18 protein-coding genes and 1 pseudogene are annotated in these 22,832 nt (G+C 59.6%); 8 read left to right on the top strand and 11 right to left on the bottom strand.

Annotated features, from left to right (window positions below):
* Positions 1 to 40: 40 nt before the first annotated feature.
* The 8 genes from M0D67_RS39835 to M0D67_RS39800 form a co-directional block, all read right to left on the bottom strand.
* Positions 41 to 1,162, bottom strand: coding sequence for a glycosyltransferase family 2 protein (locus M0D67_RS39835; RefSeq protein WP_266243016.1), 1,122 nt, complete (start codon positions 1,160 to 1,162; stop codon positions 41 to 43).
* Complete coding sequence (locus M0D67_RS39830) at positions 1,122 to 2,030, bottom strand: hypothetical protein (RefSeq protein ID WP_266243015.1); 909 nt, start codon at positions 2,028 to 2,030, stop codon at positions 1,122 to 1,124. Before M0D67_RS39830 ends, M0D67_RS39835 begins: the two co-directional genes overlap by 41 nt.
* A gap of 11 nt (positions 2,031 to 2,041) precedes the next feature.
* The gene (locus tag M0D67_RS39825; protein WP_266243013.1) at positions 2,042 to 2,716 is read right to left on the bottom strand and encodes an acetyltransferase; all 675 of its coding nucleotides are present in this window, start codon (positions 2,714 to 2,716) and stop codon (positions 2,042 to 2,044) included.
* A 3-nt stretch (positions 2,717 to 2,719) separates the two neighbouring features.
* A complete protein-coding gene (locus tag M0D67_RS39820) occupies positions 2,720 to 3,337 on the bottom strand; it encodes a class I SAM-dependent methyltransferase (RefSeq protein WP_266243011.1) in 618 nt (205 codons plus the stop codon).
* Positions 3,334 to 4,065, bottom strand: coding sequence for a WbqC family protein (locus M0D67_RS39815; protein ID WP_266243057.1), 732 nt, complete (start codon positions 4,063 to 4,065; stop codon positions 3,334 to 3,336). Before M0D67_RS39815 ends, M0D67_RS39820 begins: the two co-directional genes overlap by 4 nt.
* A gap of 123 nt (positions 4,066 to 4,188) precedes the next feature.
* Positions 4,189 to 5,070: a bifunctional 2-polyprenyl-6-hydroxyphenol methylase/3-demethylubiquinol 3-O-methyltransferase UbiG gene (locus M0D67_RS39810; protein ID WP_266243009.1), complete on the bottom strand. Its 882-nt coding sequence runs from the start codon at positions 5,068 to 5,070 to the stop codon at positions 4,189 to 4,191.
* A complete protein-coding gene (locus M0D67_RS39805) occupies positions 5,067 to 5,426 on the bottom strand; it encodes an EamA family transporter (protein WP_266243007.1) in 360 nt (119 codons plus the stop codon). The genes M0D67_RS39810 and M0D67_RS39805 overlap by 4 nt, the downstream gene beginning before the upstream one ends.
* Before the next feature lie 134 nt (positions 5,427 to 5,560).
* Entirely contained in the window at positions 5,561 to 6,181 is a 621-nt protein-coding gene (locus tag M0D67_RS39800; protein ID WP_266243005.1) for an NUDIX domain-containing protein, read from the bottom strand.
* 406 nt (positions 6,182 to 6,587) lie between these two features.
* On the opposite strand from M0D67_RS39800, the gene M0D67_RS39795 reads away from it, so the two are divergent.
* A complete protein-coding gene (locus M0D67_RS39795; protein WP_266243003.1) occupies positions 6,588 to 8,504 on the top strand; it encodes a nucleoside-diphosphate sugar epimerase/dehydratase in 1,917 nt (638 codons plus the stop codon).
* A 375-nt stretch (positions 8,505 to 8,879) separates the two neighbouring features.
* Here the strand turns inward: M0D67_RS39795 and M0D67_RS39790 are convergent, their stop codons facing one another.
* The gene (locus M0D67_RS39790; RefSeq protein WP_266243001.1) at positions 8,880 to 9,986 is read right to left on the bottom strand and encodes a glycosyltransferase; all 1,107 of its coding nucleotides are present in this window, start codon (positions 9,984 to 9,986) and stop codon (positions 8,880 to 8,882) included.
* A gap of 269 nt (positions 9,987 to 10,255) precedes the next feature.
* Here M0D67_RS39790 and M0D67_RS39785 point away from each other — a divergent pair, with 269 nt between their 5' ends.
* Both M0D67_RS39785 and M0D67_RS39780 read left to right on the top strand, forming a co-directional pair.
* Entirely contained in the window at positions 10,256 to 11,905 is a 1,650-nt protein-coding gene (locus M0D67_RS39785; RefSeq protein WP_266242999.1) for a methyl-accepting chemotaxis protein, read from the top strand.
* 622 nt (positions 11,906 to 12,527) lie between these two features.
* On the top strand, positions 12,528 to 12,884 hold the full coding sequence (locus M0D67_RS39780; protein ID WP_266242997.1) for a hypothetical protein: 357 nt from the start codon (positions 12,528 to 12,530) through the stop codon (positions 12,882 to 12,884).
* Between the two features lie 857 nt (positions 12,885 to 13,741).
* Here M0D67_RS39780 and M0D67_RS39775 read toward each other — a convergent pair.
* A pseudogene (locus M0D67_RS39775) lies at positions 13,742 to 14,251 on the bottom strand (NAD-dependent epimerase/dehydratase family protein); the annotation flags it as partial.
* 1,425 nt (positions 14,252 to 15,676) lie between these two features.
* On the opposite strand from M0D67_RS39775, the gene M0D67_RS39770 reads away from it, so the two are divergent.
* From M0D67_RS39770 to M0D67_RS39760, 3 genes are all read left to right on the top strand, one after another.
* The gene (locus M0D67_RS39770; protein WP_266242995.1) at positions 15,677 to 16,036 is read left to right on the top strand and encodes a hypothetical protein; all 360 of its coding nucleotides are present in this window, start codon (positions 15,677 to 15,679) and stop codon (positions 16,034 to 16,036) included.
* Positions 16,037 to 16,184: 148 nt separating this feature from the next.
* On the top strand, positions 16,185 to 18,089 hold the full coding sequence (locus M0D67_RS39765) for an AAA family ATPase (protein ID WP_266242993.1): 1,905 nt from the start codon (positions 16,185 to 16,187) through the stop codon (positions 18,087 to 18,089).
* 104 nt (positions 18,090 to 18,193) lie between these two features.
* Positions 18,194 to 18,445 carry a hypothetical protein gene (locus M0D67_RS39760; RefSeq protein WP_266242991.1) on the top strand — a complete coding sequence of 84 codons (252 nt, stop codon included), beginning with the start codon at positions 18,194 to 18,196 and terminating at the stop codon, positions 18,443 to 18,445.
* Positions 18,446 to 18,591: 146 nt separating this feature from the next.
* Here the strand turns inward: M0D67_RS39760 and M0D67_RS39755 are convergent, their stop codons facing one another.
* Complete coding sequence (locus M0D67_RS39755) at positions 18,592 to 18,897, bottom strand: hypothetical protein (protein ID WP_266242989.1); 306 nt, start codon at positions 18,895 to 18,897, stop codon at positions 18,592 to 18,594.
* A gap of 2,281 nt (positions 18,898 to 21,178) precedes the next feature.
* Here M0D67_RS39755 and M0D67_RS39750 point away from each other — a divergent pair.
* A complete protein-coding gene (locus M0D67_RS39750; RefSeq protein WP_266242987.1) occupies positions 21,179 to 22,309 on the top strand; it encodes an integrase domain-containing protein in 1,131 nt (376 codons plus the stop codon).
* 10 nt (positions 22,310 to 22,319) lie between these two features.
* Positions 22,320 to 22,691, top strand: a complete 372-nt coding sequence (locus tag M0D67_RS39745) for a hypothetical protein (protein ID WP_266242985.1) — start codon at positions 22,320 to 22,322, stop codon at positions 22,689 to 22,691.
* Positions 22,692 to 22,832: the final 141 nt, after the last annotated feature.

Raw genomic sequence — 22,832 nt, 5'->3', positions numbered from 1 at the left:
CAGTGTTGTTCGAGGCTCGCGCAGTCCGGCCCGCGCGGCATCAGCCTTGCGGCTCAGCATGAGTATGGGCTTCCGATCCGCACTCGCGATCCACCACATAGAGCGGCCGCCCCTTCGCCATGTCAAAGATGCGCGAGATATAAAGGCCCACCGCACCTAGGCTCGCGAGGATCAGCCCGGTGGAGAAGAGAATGGCGACTACCAGGCTGGTCCATCCCGGCAAGGACGACGAGGTCAGATGCCGGTAAATGAAGTAGGCTCCGGTGCCGAAACTTGCGACCGTAAAAAACAGTCCCATGTACATGATCCAGTTCAAGAATACGCTGGTGTGGAAGAACATTCCGCCGAACGCATGCTTTACCAGTTTGAATACGTTGTAGGAACTACGACCTGCGTGACGATCGCCATGGGCATACTCTATCGTGCCGCTGTTGAAACCGAGCCAGCGGAGAATGAGTATGTAGTGTCGCTCGCGCTCACCGAAGCGAAGGAATGCGTCGACCACCTTGCGCGAGAGTATGCTGAACGCGCCGTACCCGCCGTCCACAGACTCACCGGTGAGTCGGCCCATGAGAGCGAAGTAGGCTCGAGCGGCAACCACCCGCAGGGCGGAGTGGGTGCGCTCGACACGCTTCGCCATAACAAGATCGAAACCCTTCCTGACTTCGTTATAGAGGTCGGGAATTCGTTCGGGGGGATCCTGCAGGTCGCAGTCCATCACCACGACGTAGTTGCCGCGCGCAGCCTCAAGCCCAGCGGTGATAGCGATTTGCTGCCCGAAATTTCGACTCAGCCGGATTCCGCGGACGGCCGCATAGCGTGTCGCTAATGCTTCGATCAACGGCCAGGAGTTGTCGGGGCTGCGATCGTCGACGATGACAATCTCGTATGACGGCACGAGCGCACGAAGCACAGTGTCGAGTCGCGCGCACAACGCTTCCAGACACGCCAGGCAGCCATATGACGGAACGACCACGCTGATTTCCGGGTTCGACGATGCATAGGCCGTGGCGGCGCCGCTCGCGCGTTCAGCCGCCACTGCATTGTCGGCGACCCGTTCGTTCGATGTTGGCGATAGCGTGGACCCCGCGCCACCGCAGCAATTTGCTCCACTCATTGCGTTACTTTTCCAGTACAGCCAGGCCGAACCCGGTGTCGCCATAGCGGCTGCCGTTATACAGCATGAAACGCTCTCCGGCGTGATCGAACACGCACGGATAGCACACAGTGTCGACGTCCCAGCCGGATTCGGACGGGCCGATTCCGACCAATTCGTCGCGTCGGGTCCAGGCGACGCCGTCGGGTGATTCCGCGTATCCAATGCGATAGGCGTGACCGCGGTACGAATACCACATGCGATAGAGATCCGCATCACGCACGACGGTCGGCTTAGACATCGCGTACTCGGTTTCGTCCTTGAAAGGCAACGCGATTGCGCCGTCGCGCCGCCAGGTGCGGCCATCGTCCGACTCGGCGTACTTGAACAGATGGCTCATCTCCTCCTGCCGGGTGCCCGTGCCCCACGACAGGTTCGATCCGTACCACATGCGCCAGCGGTCGCCATCGACCAACACCCAGGGATACGAAATCGAGAACGGATCTGCGTCGTTCCTGTCCATGACCGGCGCCCGGGAGGCCTTGACGAAAGGCGAATCCGGCCCCTCGCTGACTGCAAGACCGATCGAGTTACGCCACGGTACCGTTACGCCGAGGTTCCAGCCAAGGTAGTACAGGTAGCGTTTGCCATCGTGATGCACGAGGCACCCCATCGAGGTCCCGCTGTCGTCGAACAGTCCTGTTTCGCCCGGAGAGATTACAGGCGCGTCCGACAGGGACAAGATATTCTGCGGGGCGTCCAAGTCAATGTCGACGTAACCGATGTGCGCGCGGCGCTGCGCATCGCGCGCACTGAAGTAGACGCGAAAGACGTTGCCGTGCCGCCATTCCGCGACGGGATTGGCGGCGTGCGTCAACATCCACGGATGTTCTCCAGCGGCGCAAAACACCTTGCCAAGCTTTCGCCAATGCATCTTCGTGGCTCCTAGATGTTGCGCAGTCTTGAACTGGGCACGCGCGAGCGCTCGGCAGGCGGCGCGGAGTACACGCCTTCCGGTTCCGCGTCCGCGACCACCAATGAACCTGCCCCGATGACACAACGCTCGCCGATCGTCACGTGATCGCGGATGGTGGAGTTCACGCCGATGAAGCTGCGTGCTCCAATCCGTACACCGCCAGAAATCACGACGTGCGAGCTGATAAAGCAGTTGTCTTCGATCACCGAGTGGTGACCGATGTGATTTCCGCTCCACAACGTGACGTTGTCGCCAATCTGCGCGAACGGCTGGATGGTGTTGTCTTCGAGAATGAAGCAATTCTCGCCAGCGGCGAAGTCAGGGAAGACGGTCGCCCGGCTGCTGATGTAGCTGGCACAACGGTAGCCGGCCTCGCGCACTTCTTTAACCTTCTGGGTGCGCACGGCGTTGACCTTCGCATAGCTGAGCGCTACGAACATTTGCACGTCCTGCGGCTGATACCGCTGCGGCAATTCGTCGAAGGGCACCACTGGAAGACCATGAAACGTATCGCGGTCGGCGAATGCGCGGTCCACTGTGAAGGCAACAGGCCGGTAAGCCGAATCGTGAGTGAAATAGAACCACGCAAGCTCAGCGATCTGGCCCGTACCGAATATGACAAGCGGCGTTTGCGGTTCAGTCATCGGTCATTTCCTCACGAGAATGGTGAACTCGTACAAGCCGTAGTCATGCAGCAAAGCCACGTTGCGGGAATATTTACGCTTACATATGTCGAACAACTCGCAAGGATCGGCGTAGTGGAGATCAGGCCGCATCTTGTCCTGGTCGGAATACGCTGTCAGGCAGTTAAAGGCAAAACCCCTGCTCGTGAACTCATGCATGTTCTCAAGCGTCGTTTCGATATACGAACGCCACTCGCTGTCGCTGCTATTCAGCTTGACATTGAAAATTCCGCTTGCGACCGCGAAGTCTGTCGGCTGCGATGGCCGCGTGCCGAGTTCGAAGCGAGCGTGCGCCTTGCCTGCGTGGAGTTGAGTGGCCGCGCCGATCATGGCATCGGATATGTCGACGCCGACGTAGTCACAGCGTTCGAAATGAGTTTCAAGGAAATCGAGAAGCGAGCCGTAACCACACCCCACGTCCGTCACTGAAAAGGGGGTGTCCGGATCTAGCACTTTGCAGAGCTGGGCAAATCGCAGCACCTGGCCTTCGCGGCCATTCCAGTCGACACCACGAGGTTCGCTGCCGAAGCGCTGAATCTTGTCCGTGTAATAGTGTGCGACGGACGAAAGTAAGTCGTTCATGATCGGCCTGGCTGGTTCGATGGCAACTTGGGAAACTTCATGTGCTGACGTGCATCCGGGCCACAATTGAAAAGCAGATCGAGCACGCTGACACCGTGTTGGAACTCGCCCCAGAGCTGCGGGTATTCGGAATATCCGGTGTAATCGTAGTAACGAAGCTCGATACCCGCCGCTTCGAACAATCCTGGCTCGATGTAGTCGCGCGCAGCGGGGCCCGAGATGTAAATCGTTGCGCCGGCTTGCCGGCACAGATCAACGAGTCGCTCGGTCTTGCCTTCAGCGAGTGTGTAGTCCCAGCTCCACTTCAGCGTTGTTGTGATACCCAGCAGCGTGCAGATTGCCTCGGTCAAGGCGCGGTTGAGTTCGGACAGGTGGGTAAACTCGCGCTCCAGGTAATACGGTTCCAGCACTTTGGCGATCTGCTCGAAATATGGCGCACGCCGGTAATTCTGTTGCAGTGCTTTCCAGTGATCGGCGCGCCAGCGCTGGCCGTCGATCTCTGTCTCGCGAATGGTCTGCAAATATTTGCCCTTGACCTTCACGGGAACCGTCAGCCACAACAGGCCTTGGGCAGTCTTGATCTGGTTTCGGTTGCGCCAGTCCCGACGCGTATATTGCATGTCGTCGTAGAGGATGAATTCGTCAACCGAACCAATCATGTCGAAATAGCCCTTCCATGGGATATAACACGACTGGACAATCGCAACGCTGCGCTGAGAGGTTTTCAATTGGCTGAAATATGTCGGTGCCCAGCGGGCCAGGTCGGCGCGAAAAGCATCACAAGCAGTCGATCTTGCTGTGCGAAACACCGCTTCGGCGCAATATGAAATTATAACCTGCCGCAGCGGTGGTCATCGACGGGTAACGCGGCAGTCCATGACTGGCAGCAGTGCAACGGGAATCAGCAGGGTAAGGCCGAGCAGGCCACTACGCTGAAGCCCCGCGATCATCCCGCGGAGCAGCGGACCCCGACGCGCTTTGAACGCCTCGTCAGACAGTGCGCGGGAAAGAAAGGTTTGAAAGATGAGTCGGTCAAACACGGCTTCCGTCGCCAGCCGTTGGCGGCAGATGTGCCGGACACTGCGCACGGTAATCCAGTTGAGCGAGCGCCACGTGCCCATCGGGTCTAGGACGTTCTTTGAGCGGACAATCCACCGCCACATCAATTTTTCGGTCAGAGTCCGGTTTAGCAGTGTTGGCAGATTGAAATGGGGCTCGTAGGGAAAGGCGTAATTCGGACACATAAACCGGTACGTGCCGCCGTGCCGCAGGGACGCGTGCACCCGCTCCAGCACCAGAGCAACGTCGTTTACGTGCTCCATGACATTGACGGAGAACGCATAGTCGAAGCGGTCCACTGCGTCGAGTTCTTCGCCCGATGAGGGCATCAGTTCCGGAAGAATGCCCTGTTGGGTAGCGTAGCCCGCGACGATCGACTGGAGTCTCGCAAAATGCGAGAAACCGCTGCCCACTGGCTCCAAAGCTGTGACTGCATATCCTTCGCTGGTCAGCACACAACTGAGCATCAGGGAGCCCGCGCCGACTTCGAGAATATTGGCTCCGCTCGGCAACCGTGCAAGGTCATCGGCAATCAGTGCGTGGCCAAAACGGACTTCACCCGCATATCCGTCGAAAGTTTCCAGGAGGTCAGGGGCTTCATGGCGCACCAGTTCGCGTAGCGCGCGCAAGAGCGATTCGGAGGTGGTGGCATTAGTGGCCACATCCGAACTCATCCTTGAGCTCCGATGGCCACGCCCGCAAGAATGAGCGCCGCACCGAGCAATTTTGGGGGATTCATTGGTTCGCCGAGCAAAATTGTGCTGCTGGCCACCACGACAAGGAACGTGAGGCCCTGATACATCGGGAATGCCTGGCCGAGCGGCAGTTTTGAAACGGCGCTCAGCCAGGCCAATGAGCCTATCAGGCCGGCTGCGTACGCGGACAGGATGAAGGGATCAAGCAGATAGTCGAGATACCTGAGCAAGCCAGTATGTTGGCTGGCAGGCAACCCAATGACGCGCCACTTGACGATCACCTGGCTGTAAGCGACAAGTAATACGGTGGGTAGAACGCGCAAGATGATGCCCATAGGCTCTCTGTCCCTGTGAATATTGAACAACTTCACGCCGGGCGCAGCTCGCTCTTGGCGAACTTTCTTGTTCCCCGCAATGACCGTGTGGAAACGTAGGATTCTACCTTGCTCGCGCGGAGCCCGGCAAAGCGCTAGTTCTGGAGCAGGTTCAACGCTGCGTATTGCAACAGCATGATCGTCTTGCCGTCGGTGATTTCGCCCCGGCCTATCATGGATAGCGCATCGTCTATCGACAGTTCGACTACCTCGATGTCCTCGCCCTCTGACACGAGTCCGCCACCATCGCTGACCTTGTCTTGTGGCGTATATGGGGCAACAAAACAGTGTACTGCGTGGGTGACGCATCCAGGCACCATGAGCGCTTCGAAAACCTTCTGCATTGAAGCGATCCGGTAGCCGGTCTCTTCCTCGACTTCCTGCTTCATGCGCGCCTCAGGATCCGCACCATCGAGAAACCCGGCGGGCGTTTCCAGTAGGTAGCCCGGAGCGCCACGCAGATAGGCCGGCAAACGGAATTGCTGCACGAGAATCACGGTCCTGCGCGCGGCATCGTACAAGAGCACAGTGGCGCCGTCGTCGACGTGGTAGATCTCGCGCGCCAGCGGTTGCATCTCGCCGTTGGCGCGGACGTAGTCAAAACTGACTTTTTCGAGCGTATTCCAGTTTGCTGACAGTTGCTCGACATGGGTGACTCGAATTCTATCGTTGCGGGCCACGCTTGCGCTCCGTATCAAGTGGTGCCGCGCAAACATGCAGGCGGCGCGGTCTCTCTAATCTGACAATATTCAACTTTCGCATATGGGCCGCAAGCGTACTATGTAATTCTCCGTAGGGCGCATATTGGGTCATCGGTTCGCGGCCTGAAAATTGCTGATATCACGCATGGCAGATGTGGTTCTACATTGCTAGTCGTTCTGACCCCACCCACGTTGTCGTGGGCACTCTGCCTTGCAGGCGTACCGCGGCCAGTGTGCGGCAGCCATAAAATTGGCTTCTGGCAGGGCTCCACGGCATAATCAACGCCTTGCAGATGCTGGACCGTTGGGTTTTATAGGTGTGCCCCGTTCGTGCGCGATTTCCCGTGTGCACATGCACTGCACATCTAGCGGCCTTCGTCGGCATTGTTTCTGAACGGCAGCAATAGGAGGTGTGGTCCCGATGTTTCGACATAAATCATCATGGATATCGTTCATTGCCTTCATCTTCGATTTGTGCGCGGTCATGGGTGCATGGCTCGGCGCATACATGATTCGGTTTAATGGGCCAGTCCCGGCCGAGTTCTGGGCTGGCGCGATGAGGGCGCTTTACTGGGTTCTTCCCGCCTATGGTCTGATGTTTCGGCTGTTCGGCCTATATCGCGGTATCTGGGTATTCGCCAGCTTGCCCGACCTGATACGCATCTCCAAGGCGGTTGGGTGGGGAGCGCTAACCATCATGGTCCTTTCGGTGGTCGTGCAACCCGTTCCCATCATTCCGCGCTCTGTGCTGATCGCGTCACCTCTGCTTTTGTTCCTTGCGATGGGTGGCCCTCGTGCCCTCTACCGTGCAGCGAAAGAGTTCTATCTTTATGGTGGCCTCGTTGCTCAAGGCAAACCAGTGCTTGTCCTTGGTGCAGGCGGCGCGGGTGCGAGTCTCGCCCGTGAACTGTCGCGCTCGAGCGAATGGCGTCTCGTCGGCCTGCTCGATGACGATACGGCCAAGCAGGGGCGCGAAATCTACGGATACAAGGTGCTCGGAGCGATCAGCGATTTGCCGCGGTGGGCAGCAAAATTCGGCGCTGAACACGCGATTATTGCGATCCCCTCTGCATCCGTTGAAAACCAACGCCGTGTCGCCTCGCTTTGCCTGGACGCCGGCGTGCGTGCGATGGTTCTACCCGCACTCACCGCGCTCACGCAGGGGGAGGCATTTTTGTCGCGCGTGCGTCAGATTGATCTCGAAGATCTCCTGGGTCGCGACGCCGTGACGATCGACACGCCGCATGTCGAGGCGTTGCTGCGAGGCCGCGTCGTCATGGTTACGGGAGCGGGCGGTTCGATCGGCTCGGAGTTGTGCCGACAGATCCTGCGCTTCGGCCCAGCTCAACTGGTTGCGTTCGATCTGTCGGAATTCGCGATGTATCGGCTGACCGAAGAACTTGGCGACCGCTTCGCAGACATCTCCGTGATCCCCATTGTTGGGGATGCAAAAGATTCGTTGTTGCTCGATCAGGTGGTATCGCGATACACGCCGCATATCATCTTTCATGCCGCGGCTTACAAGCACGTACCGTTAATGGAAGAGCTGAACGCGTGGCAGGCGGTGCGCAATAACGTGCTTGGCACCTACCGAGTGGCGCGCGCGGCCATCCGTCACAACGTCAAGCATTTCGTACTGGTCTCGACCGACAAGGCCGTCAACCCGACCAACGTGATGGGCGCGAGCAAGCGGCTCGCGGAAATGGCGTGCCAGGCATTGCAGCAAACGAGCGAACATACGCAGTTCGAGACCGTTCGCTTTGGTAACGTGCTAGGTAGCGCGGGCAGTGTGATTCCGAAATTCGAGGAGCAGATCAGGAAGGGTGGTCCTATCACGGTGACACACCCGGAAATCACGCGATTTTTCATGACGATTCCAGAGGCGTCGCAACTGGTGCTTCAGGCTTCCAGCATGGGGCACGGCGGCGAGATCTTCATTCTGGACATGGGCGAGCCTGTACGAATTACCGATCTCGCGCGCGATTTGATTCGTCTTCACGGGTATACCGAGGAACAGATTCGGATCGTGTTTACCGGGTTGCGTCCGGGCGAAAAACTCTACGAAGAACTGCTTGCGGACGACGAAACAACGACCCGCACGCCGCATCCGAAGTTGCGTATCGCACGCGCACGCGAAGTGCCGGATCATCTGCTCGACGAATTGTTGCCGTGGCTTATGCAGCAGCGCGTCCTTGCCGACGACCAAGTGCGCCGCGATCTTCGCCGGTGGGTGCCGGAGTACCAGACAACGATGGCGCCGATGCTGCAAAGCATGCCTACCGCTCGTACTCCCGTCGCGTCAAATGGAACGCAACGCCCGCGAATCGGCGGCGTCTGATCTGCTCGTACGGCGTTGTCGTGACCTTTGCTATTGAGGAGGAACGCGCGCTGCGCGGTCGGCCTTGTCGGCACAGGTTGCCAGCGCCGCCAGTATCGCGATCACGGTGGCGTAGTGGGAGTCAGTCATTTTTGAGGTCGGACGTCTCCACACCGTGAGGCCGGAACCGTTTTGGTTGCCGGCATCATCACGAGATAGGTCTTATCGGGTGTTCTATAGCGTCTTAAATAGTGCCGCATAGCATACGAAATGCCGTCCCGAATCAGTTGATCCCTCATTTCACTGTTACAGACTTCGCCAGGTTCCGCGGCTTATCCACATCCGCGCCTCGCGCTGGAGAACCTTCGACCCGGCACGGCGGTTGTGGACAATGAGTCAACGGCGACGTGACCCCTTCCTCACCACCATCCACCTCGGCGACTTAAACCGCACGATACTCATATACAGCCACACATAAGTCGCCGCAAACACCACCACAAAGCAAAACAGATGCAACGTATGCCGCCAGAACAACGTCGCCGGCACAACTGCGATCAGACACAGCAACCAAAGATACGGCGACGTCAACGAGTTCCGCCGCGTCAACTCCCGCGCCGTTCTAGCCCCCACCGCCCAGCGCATCAACCGCTTATAAACCAGCATATGCAGGTGCACGCCGTCGGGAATCCCAGGCGACATCCCACGAATGAACTTCTTCCGGTAGATCGAGAAGCAGGTCTCGAAGATCGGATACATAAAAAGCAGCACCGGATACCACGCCGACACATCGCGATTGCGCATCACCAGCATGATCGACAGCTCGGCGAGCATGAAGCCGATGAAGTACGCGCCACCGTCACCAAGAAAAATCAGCCCCGCCGGAAAATTCCAGATGAAGAAGCCGAGCACCGCGCCCATCATCATGAACGACGCCGACAGCACGATCGGATCGGACACCTGGAACGCCACATAAGCGAGCGAAGCGAACATCATGAACGCGACCATCGAAGCGAGGCCATTGAAGCCGTCGATGATATTGATCGCGTTGGCGAGCGCCGCGACGGCCAGCACGGTGACCGCACAGGAGATCACCGCATACGTGAGCAGGAAGTCGAGCGGCGGCACGCTGATGCGCGTCACAGCGATATTCAGCAGGAAGTAGGCGAGAGCGGCGGCCGCCATCGTGCAGACGAGCCGTGCGAGCGGCGAGACGCGCTTGGTCAGATCCTCGACCAATCCCGAACCGAACGCCGGCATGCCGCACGCGATCAGCCCCAGGATGCCGCCTGACACGGCGGGATACGCATGATGCAACTGCACGGCGGACACGATCAACCCGACCAGAATTCCGGCCCCGCCGATGCGCGGCACCGGGCGTACATGGAATTTCTGCACGCCGGCCAGATCGGTATCGGTCGAGAATTTTTCATGCAAATGCGCATAGCGCACGATCAACAGCGTGATCAGCAGTGAAACGAGGAAGCCGAGCGCAAAACTAAGCATGAAAGTGGGCCTGAGCGAAGACGCCGAATTATACAAACGAAACGCATGGCGTCCTGAAAAGCAGCGTTTGCGCCGAACACGCGGAAAATCCCAGATAGTGAAGCTTTAATCGTCCGCAAAGTCTTGCCTGTCATGGATTCCACCTATTTAACGAGGTCTCCGGAAGGTCGTTAACATGGATGCGGTGAAGTGTAAGTTGCCGGCGAAAAAGACGATCGCCGACGCATCACGGGGTTCGCCGCCGATCAATGAGACGTTCCGGAGACCCAATGCTTAACAACATCACCATTCGTGGCGGCCTGACGCTAGTGATCAGCGTATTCGTCGTTTTCCTGCTGACCGTGATCGGCGTCGGCTACGGCGCGCTCAAGCTCGCGAATAGCAGCCTCGACGAAACGCAGCACAGCGCCGTGGCACTGTCGCACCTGAAGGCGAGCTCCGAGAAGCTGCTGCAAGTGCAGCTCGCGCTCGGCTCCTATCAGACGCTCTTCAGCGTCGGCAAGCAGACCGACGATCTGTTGCCGGCCGCGCACAAGGTGCTGGTCGAGTCGAACAATGACTTCGCCAATTACATGGCCGGTCCGTTCGCAAGCGACGACGAGAAGAAGCTCGCGCAGAACGTCGAGCAGGCGCGAAGTGCGCTCGTCGATAAGGCGATCGAGCCGGAATTCAAGGCGCTGACCGACTTCGACTTCAATACCTTCCGCAACATCCAGGGCGAAACGGCGAACGCCTTCTACGCGACCTATTCGAAGTCCATCGACGCGCTGCAGCGCTTGCAGACGGACAGCCAGCGCAAGCAGGCCGAGACGGCGGCGCAGCGGTTCCAACTTGCGACGCTACTGTTCGCGGGGATCGGCGCGATTTCCATTGTGATCGGTGTGATGGCGCGGGTCGGTCTGTCGGCAGCGGTGATCAAGCCCGTCAATGCGACCATCAAGCACTTTGAGCGCATTGCCGCGGGTGACCTGACGATCTCAATCAAAAGCAAGTCGCGCAACGAAATGGGCCAGTTGTTGAGCGCGCTGACGAAGATGCGCGACGGCCTAGTCGAGACGGTGGCGAAGGTGCGCGGCAGCACGACGGCGATTACGCAAGGCGCGAACGAGATCGCCTCGGGCAACGCCGACCTGTCGTCGCGCACCGAGCAGCAGGCGGCGGCACTTCAACAGACGGCGGCGAGCATGGAGCAGTTGTCGGCGACGGTGAAGCAGAACGCGGATAACGCGAAGCAGGCGAACCTGTTGGCGCAGAGTGCGTTAGATACGGTAACGCGTGGTGGCGCCGTGGTGTCGCGTGTCACTGAGACGATGGATGGGATCACCGAGTCGTCGAGGAAGGTGGCCGAGATCATCGGCATGATCGAGGGGATCGCCTTTCAGACCAACATCCTCGCCTTGAACGCGGCCGTCGAGGCAGCCCGCGCGGGGGAGCAGGGGCGTGGCTTTGCCGTTGTCGCCTCGGAAGTGCGTAGCCTCGCGCAGCGCTCCGGCTCGGCTGCGAAGGAAATCAAGGAATTGATCGGCGAATCGGCCACCAAGGTACAACAGGGGGCATCGCTCGTGTCCGACGCACAGAAGACGATTCACGAAGCCATGGACGCGGTTCAACGCGTCACGGGCGTCATGAATGAGATCGAGGCATCAGCGCTCGAACAGAGCGACGGGATCGAGCAGGTCAACAAGGCGGTCTCACAGATCGACGAAGTTACGCAGCACAATGCCGCGCTCGTCGAAGAGGCTGCGGCAGCGGCGAAATCGCTGGAAGAGGAGGCGGCCGTCTTGCGCGACGCCGTTGCGGTGTTTCGGCTTGATGGGAACCCGTCAGTGTTGACCACACCTGATCGAGCGTCATTGGATTCCGGTAGTCGCAGTCGTGCATCGCTACCTAAAAGCATCTCATCTGTTCAGGCCATTTAAGTTCTGACGCCACTCTGCCAAGCCGGTATTCTGGCCTCGAATGCAGCCCGAAAGCGGCGCCTGCCGGTGAACGCGGCGCGGTCTCGCGGTGGTGGGCGGAACTGCGCAGTCTCGCGCCGCGCTCGGGCTCGGCGGCGAGGATGTCGGACCGCATCGCGCCTGTCCAAAGCGCCGAGGACGATTCACGAAACCATGAGCGCAGTCGATGACGCTACTCGCGCGACGGACGGCACTGAGGCGTCCGCGTTGGGGTAGGGCGACGGGAACGACCGGGGAACAGGGCCGCTTCCCAGATCGACGAACTCGCGCAGCGCAATGCGGCGTCCGTCGAAGAAGTGACTCCGGCGACGAAATCGCTGGAAGGGCCGGCGACGGGGCCTCGCAATTCAGTAGAGGTCGTTCTACTTGCCGATGTTGCTTGAGCCATGACTGCAAAGACATCGTTTGACAGAATCACGCGCCGTCGGATCCAAACCTCGGCGATTTGTCGGTGACGCACACAACATCTCTGGAACATGGCGGAGCGCCAGGCAAACGGACATTTATTCGACCGTTTTCCCCACTTGCATGACGAAGTGCTCATAGGAGACTGAGGATACTTCTTCAATCTACAGAGATTTCCATGTCACTGCCTCCTCGCCGTCTCTTCTCAACTGGGCGAACAACTCGCCAGCGGTACACGGACCGCATTCAAGCAGTCGCTGACGGTCCAGGCACTTTCAACATCCTTATCGATGGGCAACTGCGCTTCCGCCTGGAAGGCGAGAGCCAGTGGCCGGCCCAATGGCGACTCTACGCCATTACGGATGGCGCGCGCGCAGCCCAGTGCCTCGCGATCGAGAACGAATATTGGGATATCGTTTCCCAGCTCGAATGCGGCGCGCACTGGATGCCGATCGAGAACATTAGATCCGTGACGCGTAAGGCACCCGCCGACTCAACGTATGCTCGCTGGCCGGAGTATTTGCGCGAGCGCTAATTGATGCACTTGGGGTGATGTTCTTCTCGTAAAGGCCGCTAGAGGGCGTGACGAAGTGCGGCAAGTGAGAACGCCTTGTCATCGCAGGAGGCTCCCTGACTGTCAATCCGGAATTCACTTCACGGTATCGCGCAGCTCCGCTCCTTCATCCAAGTGCGAGCCCCGACTTGCGTTTCGGGGACCCCATGCGATCCTTGACCTGTCCTTGCGTCGAAGACGTAGGTGGACCGAGCGGCAGCAGCTAGATCGTAGGCATCAGATCTCCTGACTTAATGGGCAATTTCGCAAGCTGCGCACCGTGGCGACGGATCGCTATTCTCATAGGACCACAAAATGGAAATCAAACGTTTCATCTTTCATTCCAACGGCGCGGAGGTCATCAAGGTGACAGACGCTGGCGTAACGGGCTATATCGCCGCATCCATTCCGCCGGAAGTGCTTGCAATCTGGCATCGGCGAATTCGCGCTCGGCTGGAGCGTATGAGCCGGCTTCCGTATCGCCAGCGACTCGGGAAACGTCGCAGATTGAAGCCAGTGCGCGTTCGCACACGTCGGTGTCGTCCAGAGAAACGCTATCGCGGCCGCATGCGCCATTGGAGCGGCGCCTCGCGCCAATTGTGCAGGCAATAGCGTGCACCTGAACAGCTGTACCAGAGTATGACGTTGTTTGAACGGGCGCACGGCATCGCGGGCGTTGATCGCTGTCCGAGCCTGTCTTCGAACCTGAATTGTTGAGGTGAAACGCCGAACCGATTCAACGCGTCGACCTTACTTTCGTGCACTCGCCGTGCCAGGTGCCGCCAGGGTGCCGACTAGTGCCCGAGGTTGCTAAATTAGCGTCACGCTTTGACCAGAGCATCCAGCGCATCCGGCGCGGCCAGATGTCCGCGCGCCACATTCGCCAGGTGAATATAGTTATACCCGCCCGTGCCATCTGGCGTTTCATTCTAGCCGTCGAAAACCCGTAGTTTATTGAGCTTGCCAAACGCCATCTACGCTACATACGGCATCAGATTGTTCGGAATTCAAGCCGGATCTTCGCAGATCAAAGCACTATCATGCGCGCCCACCGGATTGAGGTAACGCAACGTCGCAATCCGCCAGCTCGGGTCCGAGATTTCCAGATCGCGCAGCACCTGCACGGCGATCAGCTTTGATTGCCCATATGGATTGGTCGCGGACAGCGGAAACGACCCATCGGCCGGCGAGCTCTTCGGCACGTCATAAACGGTCGCTGACGAACTGGACACAAACTGCTTCACATCGAGCGCGCATCACGTCGAGCAAGGTCAGCAGACTGACGAGGATGTTGCGGTAGTGCTCGATAGGCCTCGCGGCGATCCGCCGACTGCATTCAACGCCGCGAAGCCTCGGTTTTCGCATTGTGCCCGATGGCTCATCGTGTAAATGAGGCGTCTTCTTGCATTCGCTGAATTTTCCCTGACACTTGGCTCGCGATTTTGCGCTGGCTGTATCAGCAGATTCACGCTCATCAACCAACATCAACCAGACTGGAATCCTCACGAAAATGAAAAAACGACTTGCTGAACATCTCTTTCCGCCCGACAAGGGCATCGTGCGCTACGGCGGTTTGTCCGTCGTGTCGCTGTTATCGGCGGCCGGGTGACGTATGCGCCACCGTCACTGATCAAGCGGCACATGACACGCGGCACCTGCTTTGAGCAAAGTGAGCGGCAGGCGGGGTGAAGAGACGACTTTCTTTTAGCCCGCACGGCGCTCACGATTAAGGAATGCGATCTTCATTTCCATCACTGGACTGCGCCTTGCGGTCCGTCACTATTGAGGTAACCCGATGACCAATCTCCACAGATACCGGCGCGTGTTCTGGGGCGAGTATTTCGCCCTCTTCATGGAGTGCATCAAGCTACCAGTCGCCGTAGCGTGCCGCCTGACCTGCAGCCGCAAAAAGTAGGTTCATTTTATCCGGCCGCGTGCTTTGCTGATCTGAAATCAGGCGTTCGGCAACACGCACTCGTGACGTTTGCGTTCAGTTATTCAGAAGAGAGACTGGCATTGCGTCGGTTATCTGTCTCTTCCGCCGCGCAATAGTCTCACTTCAACACTCAATAAAATGGAATCCGAATGAATATTTTACGAAAACTAGCTCAATATCTCTTTCCATACGACAACGGCAATATCGGTCTTCCATTGCTCGCCATCGCGACGGCGACGTTGAGCAGTGGCGTCGTCGCCATATGCTTATGGATCGTGCATTCCCCTCCCGCACTGTCAACGTCGGATGCGGTGCAGCACGATTGTCTCGAACGCTGTGAGAAGACGTGCGACGGACAACCCCGTTAGCTGTCGCGCCACGCAATGATTCTCACCAATTCAAGCGAGGAAACACACATGGGAAACCTTCGATCCTACTGGCACGTCTTCTGGACAGAATGTCTTGCCATATTCCTTGATTACGTCCAGCCCTTGGTCGTCGTCGCGCGATGGCTGCGTAGTAGAAAATAAGATGTAGTCTGCCATCCGCTTTACGCCCACGCCCGAGACGGTGTGGGCGGCTCGCCTCACGATTCCTTCCGCCGGTCCCCTCCCGAGTTTCCCTTCTGCGTCATCCGCGCCGCGATCCTTCGCGTGCGCACGCCGCATTTCCATCTCCAATATCCGCTCACCGTGCGCCTTTCGCGGTCGTCCATCCACAGAGCCGTTCCTGCGCGTCCCGATTCGCCGACTTGCATCCGCCTTTTCGTGCGCGACGATGGGTCTGTGTTCTTCGCATCTGAACGAACCACCTGTCCCATTCATCAAGGAGAAACGTCATGCAGAGCAATCGTCCTCAGTCCCGTCTGAACTTCATTGACCCGGCTTACGCAGAAATCCCGTGGTATTTCCACTGGCTATTGAACACCCTGGGTGCCATCGGCCTGGCTGGTCCGTACCTGACGGTGCTAGTCCCATGTTTTGCCGCGGTGTGGGGAGCAGAGCAGTTGCAGTTGCTCTTCGGCTCCGCCGCATACGGAGCCGTGTCGGCCCTGATGTCGATGATCAGGACCGGTGCGACGATATTAGGCATCGAGATGCTGTTCACGATGTATTGCACCCGGCACGAGTGGGAGGAGGTCGTGCGCAGGATCATCCACGACGCGTGCGAGGAATTCCTGCAGCCGTGGCTGCGCTGACCATCCGACGTCCTTTCCACTTTTACCAGGAGCAACCATGAGACACCTTGTCCGTTCTGTATCCGGACTTGTCCTGCATTTCGTGCTTGCGACAGCGCTGTATGGCTGGGCACACGCGATCCTGCATGAACTCGCTTCAGGGAAGCTGATGCATGCCAGAAACCGGCCCCTGATGCTGGGCGTCGTTGTCGCGCTGGCGGCGCTGTTCTGGTTCCTGTATCACAGATATCACTTCGTTCGGCGCATCGCCCTCTTCATGCTCGGGCTGGCGGTTCTTCAATCTCTTGTCCATCTGGATCGCCCTTGGCTGACGGCGTTTGCCGGGTGTCTGGTGCTCGCGCTGGTGGCAGGCGTCCGGTACCGACGGGCCCGCCCGCTCTCGCCGTCAACCCGCAGGGCAAACATCCCCGACGCCTGGCGCGACAGTTACTTCCAGGCTGTCTTTCCCGGAGCAACGTCACCAACGCGGCCGTCGCAGCCAGTAGCGCCGGCGTCCGCCCGTGATCCGGTTCGTACCGCTGAACCTGCCTACAGTTTTGACGAACTCGTCGCGCAACCGCGTTTCGATTTCTCCCAGATCGTCGGGATGGCTGAGACGAAAGCGAGATTGCTGGGTGCCGCACGCGAAGTTATCGGAAATCCGGAGCGCGCGCGCAATGGCATCCTCCTGTTCGGAGAGCCCGGCAACGGCAAGACCATGTTTGCGGAGGCGCTCGCAGGCGAACTGGGCGTGCCATTTTTCGCGCTCGACTACGGTTCGGTCGCAAGCAAGTGGATCAATGAGACGCCGGCGAAGGTCAAGGCTGCATTCGCCCAGGCACTGGAGCTCGGCAACGGGGTCTTCTTCATCGATGAATTTGATAGCTACGTCAAACCCCGCGGGGACGGAACACACCACATGGACCGGGACCTCACGAATGTGATGCTCACTGAGATCGTACGCCTGCGCGGCACGCGAATCGTACTGGTCGCCGCGACAAACAACATCGCCGCACTGGATAGCGCGGCGATTCGCGAAGGCCGGTTTGACTTCAAGGTTGAAGCGCCCCCGCCAGATCTCGAAGCCCGCAAGGCCTTACTGCGTCGCTCGGTAGGCGAAGCAATGGGTTTCCATGCGCTCACCGCACCGATGCTCGCAAATCTCGCAGCGCGCTGGGAGGGATTCAGCGCCGCACGGCTCGCATCGGTCGGGCGCGAGCTGGCTGACATGCGTCGTGAGGGCGTCATCGGCGAAGGCAGCTTGACCTTTGATGTTGCGATGCGCGCGATGCGACGCCTACAGGGCTCGAAAGGCAGGCTTCCTGAAAACGTCAAGCCGATTGACGAAATCATCATGCCGGATGTCTCGCGCAACGATCTGCATGATCTCGCCTTCAGGCTGCGACACGCCTACGGCCTCGAGCGGCTCGGCGGCAGCCTGCCGCGCGGCGTGCTGTTCTACGGGCCGCCGGGTACTGGCAAGACACAGGCGGCCATGGCGCTCGCTAAAGCCAGTGGGTACGCGTTCCTGAAGACGACGGGAGCCGAACTGCTCGCGAACCCTTGCGCGTGGGACAGGCTCGTCAGCGACGCGAAGGACCTGCGACCCGCGATCATCTTCATCGACGAGGCGGACGATGTGCTGGGCGAGCGCCGTATGTCAGGCGTCGCCCCGGTCACAAACAAGGTGCTGACGACACTGGATGGTGCGCACGGGCGGGTGCCGGACGTTCTGTACATCTGCGCAACGAACCATCAGGACGCGCTCGACCTGGCTGCGCTTCGTGGCGGGCGATTTGAAGAGAAGGTCGCGTTCTCGGTACCAGGGCATGAAGCCCTGGCGTCCTACGTCCGCATGCGTTTCAGGATCATGGCGGGCGACGTGTTCGCCATCTCACGCCACACGATGGACTGCGCTGTCGCCGGTCTGAAAGGCCATTCGATTGCGGATGCTGACGCGGTGTTGCAGCGAACCATTGACGCCGCAGCCGTGCGGCACCTACGCGAAGGCACTGCGGTGATCACCGCGGAGGATGTGCGTACCGCGTTGCGCAGCAGCTTCGCGCTGGGCTGAAGACAGTACCGGAAGCGTGTCGCCTTGCAATCCAGAGTTGGCGCTACGCGGGTTGAGACCTTACGGCAGTTACCCAGCAACAGGCAGCTCGCGCGGGCGACCTTGTGGTCCTCGAACAGAAAGACGCCGGTTCGTTCGGCAGCAAGGCCGAACCCGTTCATTGCTTCCTGTACCGCGAGTTCGCCGAGATTCGCCCTGCGGCCGGGTCGAGCAGTGCGCGACTGCGCGTAGTGGCGATGGACTTTCGTTTGGACAATCGGAACGCTACGGTCACGTGCCCACGCGGCGATACGTGCGCTCGTCGGCGTCTCGTTGCGCGTGAGCTCGTGCAGCGCTATGTCGACCAGTTCGATTGACCAGCCGGGTTTCAGCAGCAGGTCGAGCGCGTTGGCATAGGCGAGCGTGATCAACGGCGCCGCATCGGGACGGAGGGTAATTTTTGTGCCCGCTGCCATTTGCTATTTGCGCAGCGCTTTCAGGTCATCGACCATGCTCCGTGTGCTCAATTCAGGTAAGTGTGCGGCATCGGCAGGTGGGCCTGAGCCATGAGCAGGAGCAGGTCTTCGTCGCTGTCGATACCCAGCGCTTCCATCGCCTGGTTGTCGTCGATACGGCCGAGCGAGAAATCGAGCAGGGTGCGCAAGTTCTGGTTGCCGCTGGCTTCCGCTGCCTCGAACGTCTCGACCAGATAGCGCAGCTCGGTGTTGAACAGTGCGTTCACGGACGTATCCGACCTGGCAGCAAGAATCTTGGCGCGCTTGAGCAGGTCGCGATCGACTGCTCCGGTGAAATTTACGGTTTCAGCCATGAGGGGGGCCTCCATCCGGAATCGATGCGAGCGTAACGCGTATACATGTGTTACACGTATTCGTGTGCTCTGAATTTCTGGGGTTCGCGGCGCGTGGTCGGCCGCGCCGCAGGCGGGGAGGCTATGTCAGTCAACTGCAGATCGTGCTAACGCCGCGTCGGCTGCCAGAGAGGCGTTGCACGAAGCGAAGGTCGTTGTTTCTTTTCGTCTTGTGCCCCACGCGGAATTCGCGCTACGCGACGCCGCTGCAAGGGGGTAGCCTCGTTGCGTCAATACAACGGACCGGGGCTGAATCATGTGACCTGCTCGCCCGCTGGCTGGCTGGCTGGCTGGCTGACTGGCTCGCCTCGCTATCCGCATGCTGCCCCCGCTCCTGATCCGGCTGACAAGCCTCTGAAGGCGGACTGGAAGCGCAGACGCAGCAACCCTGGAGGGGCGCGCGCCTGTGCACCGGGTGGCCAGTCCGGAGGTACTGCTCGAATGTCGAGATATTCCGCTTGCGCAAAGTGCCACGATCGTATTTAATGGCCGACATAGCAGAGCAAGCTTTCCCTGTCGCCTGCATTCAGGCAGCCGCACCAAGCCCCGGGCGACCGGGCGTGAAACAGCAAATGCAGCAGTTCGCGACGTTTTTCATCGATACGCGAGTTGTTATGCTGGCAGCAGGCAATCATGCACTTCGGGCGTCAGTCCGGGGAGCTGAAAGCGGTTGTGCCGTCCGGCACTTCGGCTGGTCCACGCTGTCCAATCTGAAAGTCATCCCTGTTCCGAAATCATCCCGGCGTAGTCACGCACGCGAGCGTTGCGAGCACTAGGCATTTCATCTTGCCTGAGTATTGCCTTCGATCCGAGGACATAGCAATCAGGCTGGCCGTCTCACGTCCACTGACGCACCAGGCCCCGAGCAGCCGGGCATGAAACAGCAAACGTGGCAGCCGGCGGCGATTTTCGTCGATGCGCGAGTTGTTATGCTGGCAGCAGGCAATCATGCACTCCGGGCGTCAGTCCGGGGAGCTGAAAGCGGTTGTGCCGTCCGGCACTTCGGCTGGTCCACGCTCTCCAATCTGAAAGCCATCCCTGTTCCGAAATCATCCCGGCGTAGTCACGCACGCGAGCGTTGCGAGCACCAGGCATTTCATCTTGCCTGAGTATTGCCTTCGATCCGAGTGCATAGCAATCAGGCTGGCCGTCTCACGTCCACTGACGCACCAGGCCCCGGGGCAACCGGGCGTGAAACAGCAAATGCAGCAGATCGCGACGTTTTTCGTCGATACGCGAGTTGTTATGCTGGCAGCAGGCAATCATGCACTCCGGGCGTCAGTCCGGGGAGCTGAAAGCGGTTGTGCCGTCCGGCACTTCGGCTGGTCCACGCTCTCCAATCTGAAAGTCATCCCTGTTCCGAAATCATCCCGGCGTAGTCGCGCACGCGAGCGCCGCGAGCACCAGGCATTTCACCTTGCCTGAGTATTGCCTTCGATCCGAGGGCATAGCAATCAGGCTGGCCGTCCCACGCCCACTGGCGTTTTCTTGCGGCTAGCCCTGTAATCCACTCAATCCGACTGTCTGCAACGCCTGACCGCAACAACGCAAGTGTGCGCCGAACTCCGGTTTAGCGTCTGCCCGTTGCCTGTCCATCCGGCGTTGCGCGTTTGCGCAGTCGTCAAACATGCCTGCTGTCAGGGCATTCAATGAGCCCGTTGCTGCACCCGTGCGCCTTGCGAACGCGCGTGCAGAGCCCGTGCCGCTCCTGCGCACCCTCGCGGCTCTCAATATCTGCAACCAAAAAAGAGTCCAGATTCACAGCCGGTCCCGCACCGGTTCCCTCAGCTTAACGGGACTCTGAATTTCCTGCGCAACGATGTCAGATGACGCCGGCGCGCAGGGAGTTTCCCAATCACGCAGGCCCTTTTGCAGCGCCCGGAGCGGCACGTTCATCACTGGATCGTGCCGGGTCCGGATGCCGGCGCGCCTGTTGGGCACAAACCAGGGCGCCGCCCAAAATTTGTCGCATCGGCTAACCGCATGTGCGGCATTCCTAACGAGGAGGTTGCATGACGTTTTACCGTGTTGTACCCCGCCGCCCTGTGCGGCACAGCGTGTCGCCGCGCGGCCGCGTCTCACCTGTCGCATCACACGATGGGGCCCGCATGGGACGGGCGTTGCAGGACCGGATGCGCCCGCTCACACGGCGTGCGTCGGGCGTTTTGACGGGATGTTCTCACAGGCTACGACGACCGCGCGCCAGCGTGCCCGCATCGAGCCACTCGAAAGGAGGCTTCAAATGAGCAGAAAAGGCAAGTTGACGCACGAAGCCTGCGAGACCCGACGTGGCCCCCAGGGCGCTTTTGAGAGCTGGAAGAACACTGGGGATGTCTGGGAGGAATTTATCCGGTTTCTCCACCAGCACGGGACGCTGCCCCGTCGTGTCAGGGACATACCCGTCGCGTTCGTCATGCTGTACCTCCAGCACTGCATTGGGCGCGGACTGAAGCCGTCGACCGTGCGTAACCGCGCGACTGAAATCCGGGTCGTGATGAAACGCGCGGGTCGCAATCTTGATCACGTTACCAACAAGGTCCTGGGGGTGGCAACGCGTTGCCGCGACGGGAAGAAAAGGCCACTCACCGACGAGGAACTGGGCGACGTGAATGAGCGCGCGCGCGCTGCTGACATGGGCCTTTACCTGCTGGTACGTATCCAGGCTTTGCTGGGCCTGCGCCGGGTCGAGGCGCTGCGTAGCGCGTGCGATCTTGACAGGTGGGTGCGACTGCTGGCTAACGGTGCCAGGGCGTTGCCCGTGCGCAGGGGGGCCAAGGGAGGGCGGCCGCGCCGCACCCGCATCATTGAACAGAAGCGCGATGAGACCGTGGCGTTGCTGCAGGAGGCCGCCCGCTATTGCCGCGCGCATGGCGGGCGACTCATCCAGGGGCGGCGCAAGAACCGGGAGGGCTCGCTTAACCGTCTCAAGGCGCTCTATCGGATCATTGGCCTCAAGGGCGAGATTTCTGGACACGCGCTCAGATACACGTATAGCTGTACCAAGGCCACGGAGGACCTCGACCAGGGCGTGCCAGAACTCGAGGTGCTGATGGGCATAAGCGGGGATCTGGGACATGGTCCGGATCGTTGCCGCTTCACTTTGCGGACCTATCTTCTGAGCCTTTTTCCACGATTCGAAAAGATCCTGAAAAACGGAAAACTGGTTGGCATACCAAAAGATCAGGTGGCCGACCGGTTCCGTCCCCCGCCACGCACCCGGCGCAAGCCCGCACGATCGCACTGGCAGGCCCATATCAAGAACCGGCGGGCTGGTGAGGGGACAGGTGGTGCCGAACACCACGGGGGTGCGCCGCGCGAGGCTCACCCGTTATCTGACACTGCGACGCACGATGGTCGTGCCCGCGCATCCTGAGGCAAGCACCATGCATAAGACTACGATCGAGCAAGACGCTGAGGCTGCATTTGATGGGCTCCAGGGAGGCGAGACGGTACGCACCCTGGTCATGCCGCTATGGCTGATTTTCCAGGCGTACCTGCAACAGCGCGGCGCATTGCCTGAGCGCCTGGAAGACATCCCGGAGTCATGTTTCTCACCCTTTGTCAAACACTGCGAGGACGCTGAGATGGACGATGACCGTCTGCTCCTGATGGTCTCAGCGCTTCGCATGATCCTCGTGCGATCGGGATGGAAACCCGCACGGCTGGCCGAACTCGTGGCGCCGCGCCGGCGGGTGCGTGTCGGCAATAGTGAAACGGGCGACTATCGCTTCAAACTTGTTGCGAAAGACCGCTAGTGGCCTCCAACCTGCGCATCGCATCGCATCGCATCGCTGCGCTCACGGCCTGCATTACCGCATTCGGCCGCTGTGCGAGCCACGTGTGTTGCCGGTGGTGTAAAACCGCTTAAAGATGGCGTCGCAAAGTTGAGCAAAGCG

The sequence above is a fragment of the Paraburkholderia sp. SECH4 genome (genome assembly GCF_030511745.1).
Lineage (GTDB): Bacteria > Pseudomonadota > Gammaproteobacteria > Burkholderiales > Burkholderiaceae > Paraburkholderia > Paraburkholderia madseniana.
Note: the sequence above shows the minus strand (reverse complement) of the source record. Positions and strands in the feature narration are given on the sequence as shown.

Bases quoted from the DNA above. Each gene is read 5' to 3' on its own strand.
- M0D67_RS39835 (WP_266243016.1), bottom strand. From the start codon at position 1,162: ATGGCGACACCGGGTTCGGCCTGGCTGTACTGGAAAAGTAACGCAATG.
- M0D67_RS39830 (WP_266243015.1), bottom strand. From the start codon at position 2,030: ATGCATTGGCGAAAGCTTGGCAAGGTGTTTTGCGCCGCTGGAGAACAT.
- M0D67_RS39825 (WP_266243013.1), bottom strand. From the start codon at position 2,716: ATGACTGAACCGCAAACGCCGCTTGTCATATTCGGTACGGGCCAGATC.
- M0D67_RS39820 (WP_266243011.1), bottom strand. From the start codon at position 3,337: ATGAACGACTTACTTTCGTCCGTCGCACACTATTACACGGACAAGATT.
- M0D67_RS39810 (WP_266243009.1), bottom strand. From the start codon at position 5,070: ATGAGTTCGGATGTGGCCACTAATGCCACCACCTCCGAATCGCTCTTG.
- M0D67_RS39805 (WP_266243007.1), bottom strand. From the start codon at position 5,426: ATGGGCATCATCTTGCGCGTTCTACCCACCGTATTACTTGTCGCTTAC.
- M0D67_RS39800 (WP_266243005.1), bottom strand. From the start codon at position 6,181: ATGTTTGCGCGGCACCACTTGATACGGAGCGCAAGCGTGGCCCGCAAC.
- M0D67_RS39795 (WP_266243003.1), top strand. From the start codon at position 6,588: ATGTTTCGACATAAATCATCATGGATATCGTTCATTGCCTTCATCTTC.
- M0D67_RS39790 (WP_266243001.1), bottom strand. From the start codon at position 9,986: ATGCTTAGTTTTGCGCTCGGCTTCCTCGTTTCACTGCTGATCACGCTG.
- M0D67_RS39785 (WP_266242999.1), top strand. From the start codon at position 10,256: ATGCTTAACAACATCACCATTCGTGGCGGCCTGACGCTAGTGATCAGC.
- M0D67_RS39780 (WP_266242997.1), top strand. From the start codon at position 12,528: ATGTCACTGCCTCCTCGCCGTCTCTTCTCAACTGGGCGAACAACTCGC.
- M0D67_RS39770 (WP_266242995.1), top strand. From the start codon at position 15,677: ATGCAGAGCAATCGTCCTCAGTCCCGTCTGAACTTCATTGACCCGGCT.
- M0D67_RS39765 (WP_266242993.1), top strand. From the start codon at position 16,185: ATGCATGCCAGAAACCGGCCCCTGATGCTGGGCGTCGTTGTCGCGCTG.
- M0D67_RS39755 (WP_266242989.1), bottom strand. From the start codon at position 18,897: ATGGCTGAAACCGTAAATTTCACCGGAGCAGTCGATCGCGACCTGCTC.
- M0D67_RS39750 (WP_266242987.1), top strand. From the start codon at position 21,179: ATGAGCAGAAAAGGCAAGTTGACGCACGAAGCCTGCGAGACCCGACGT.
- M0D67_RS39745 (WP_266242985.1), top strand. From the start codon at position 22,320: ATGCATAAGACTACGATCGAGCAAGACGCTGAGGCTGCATTTGATGGG.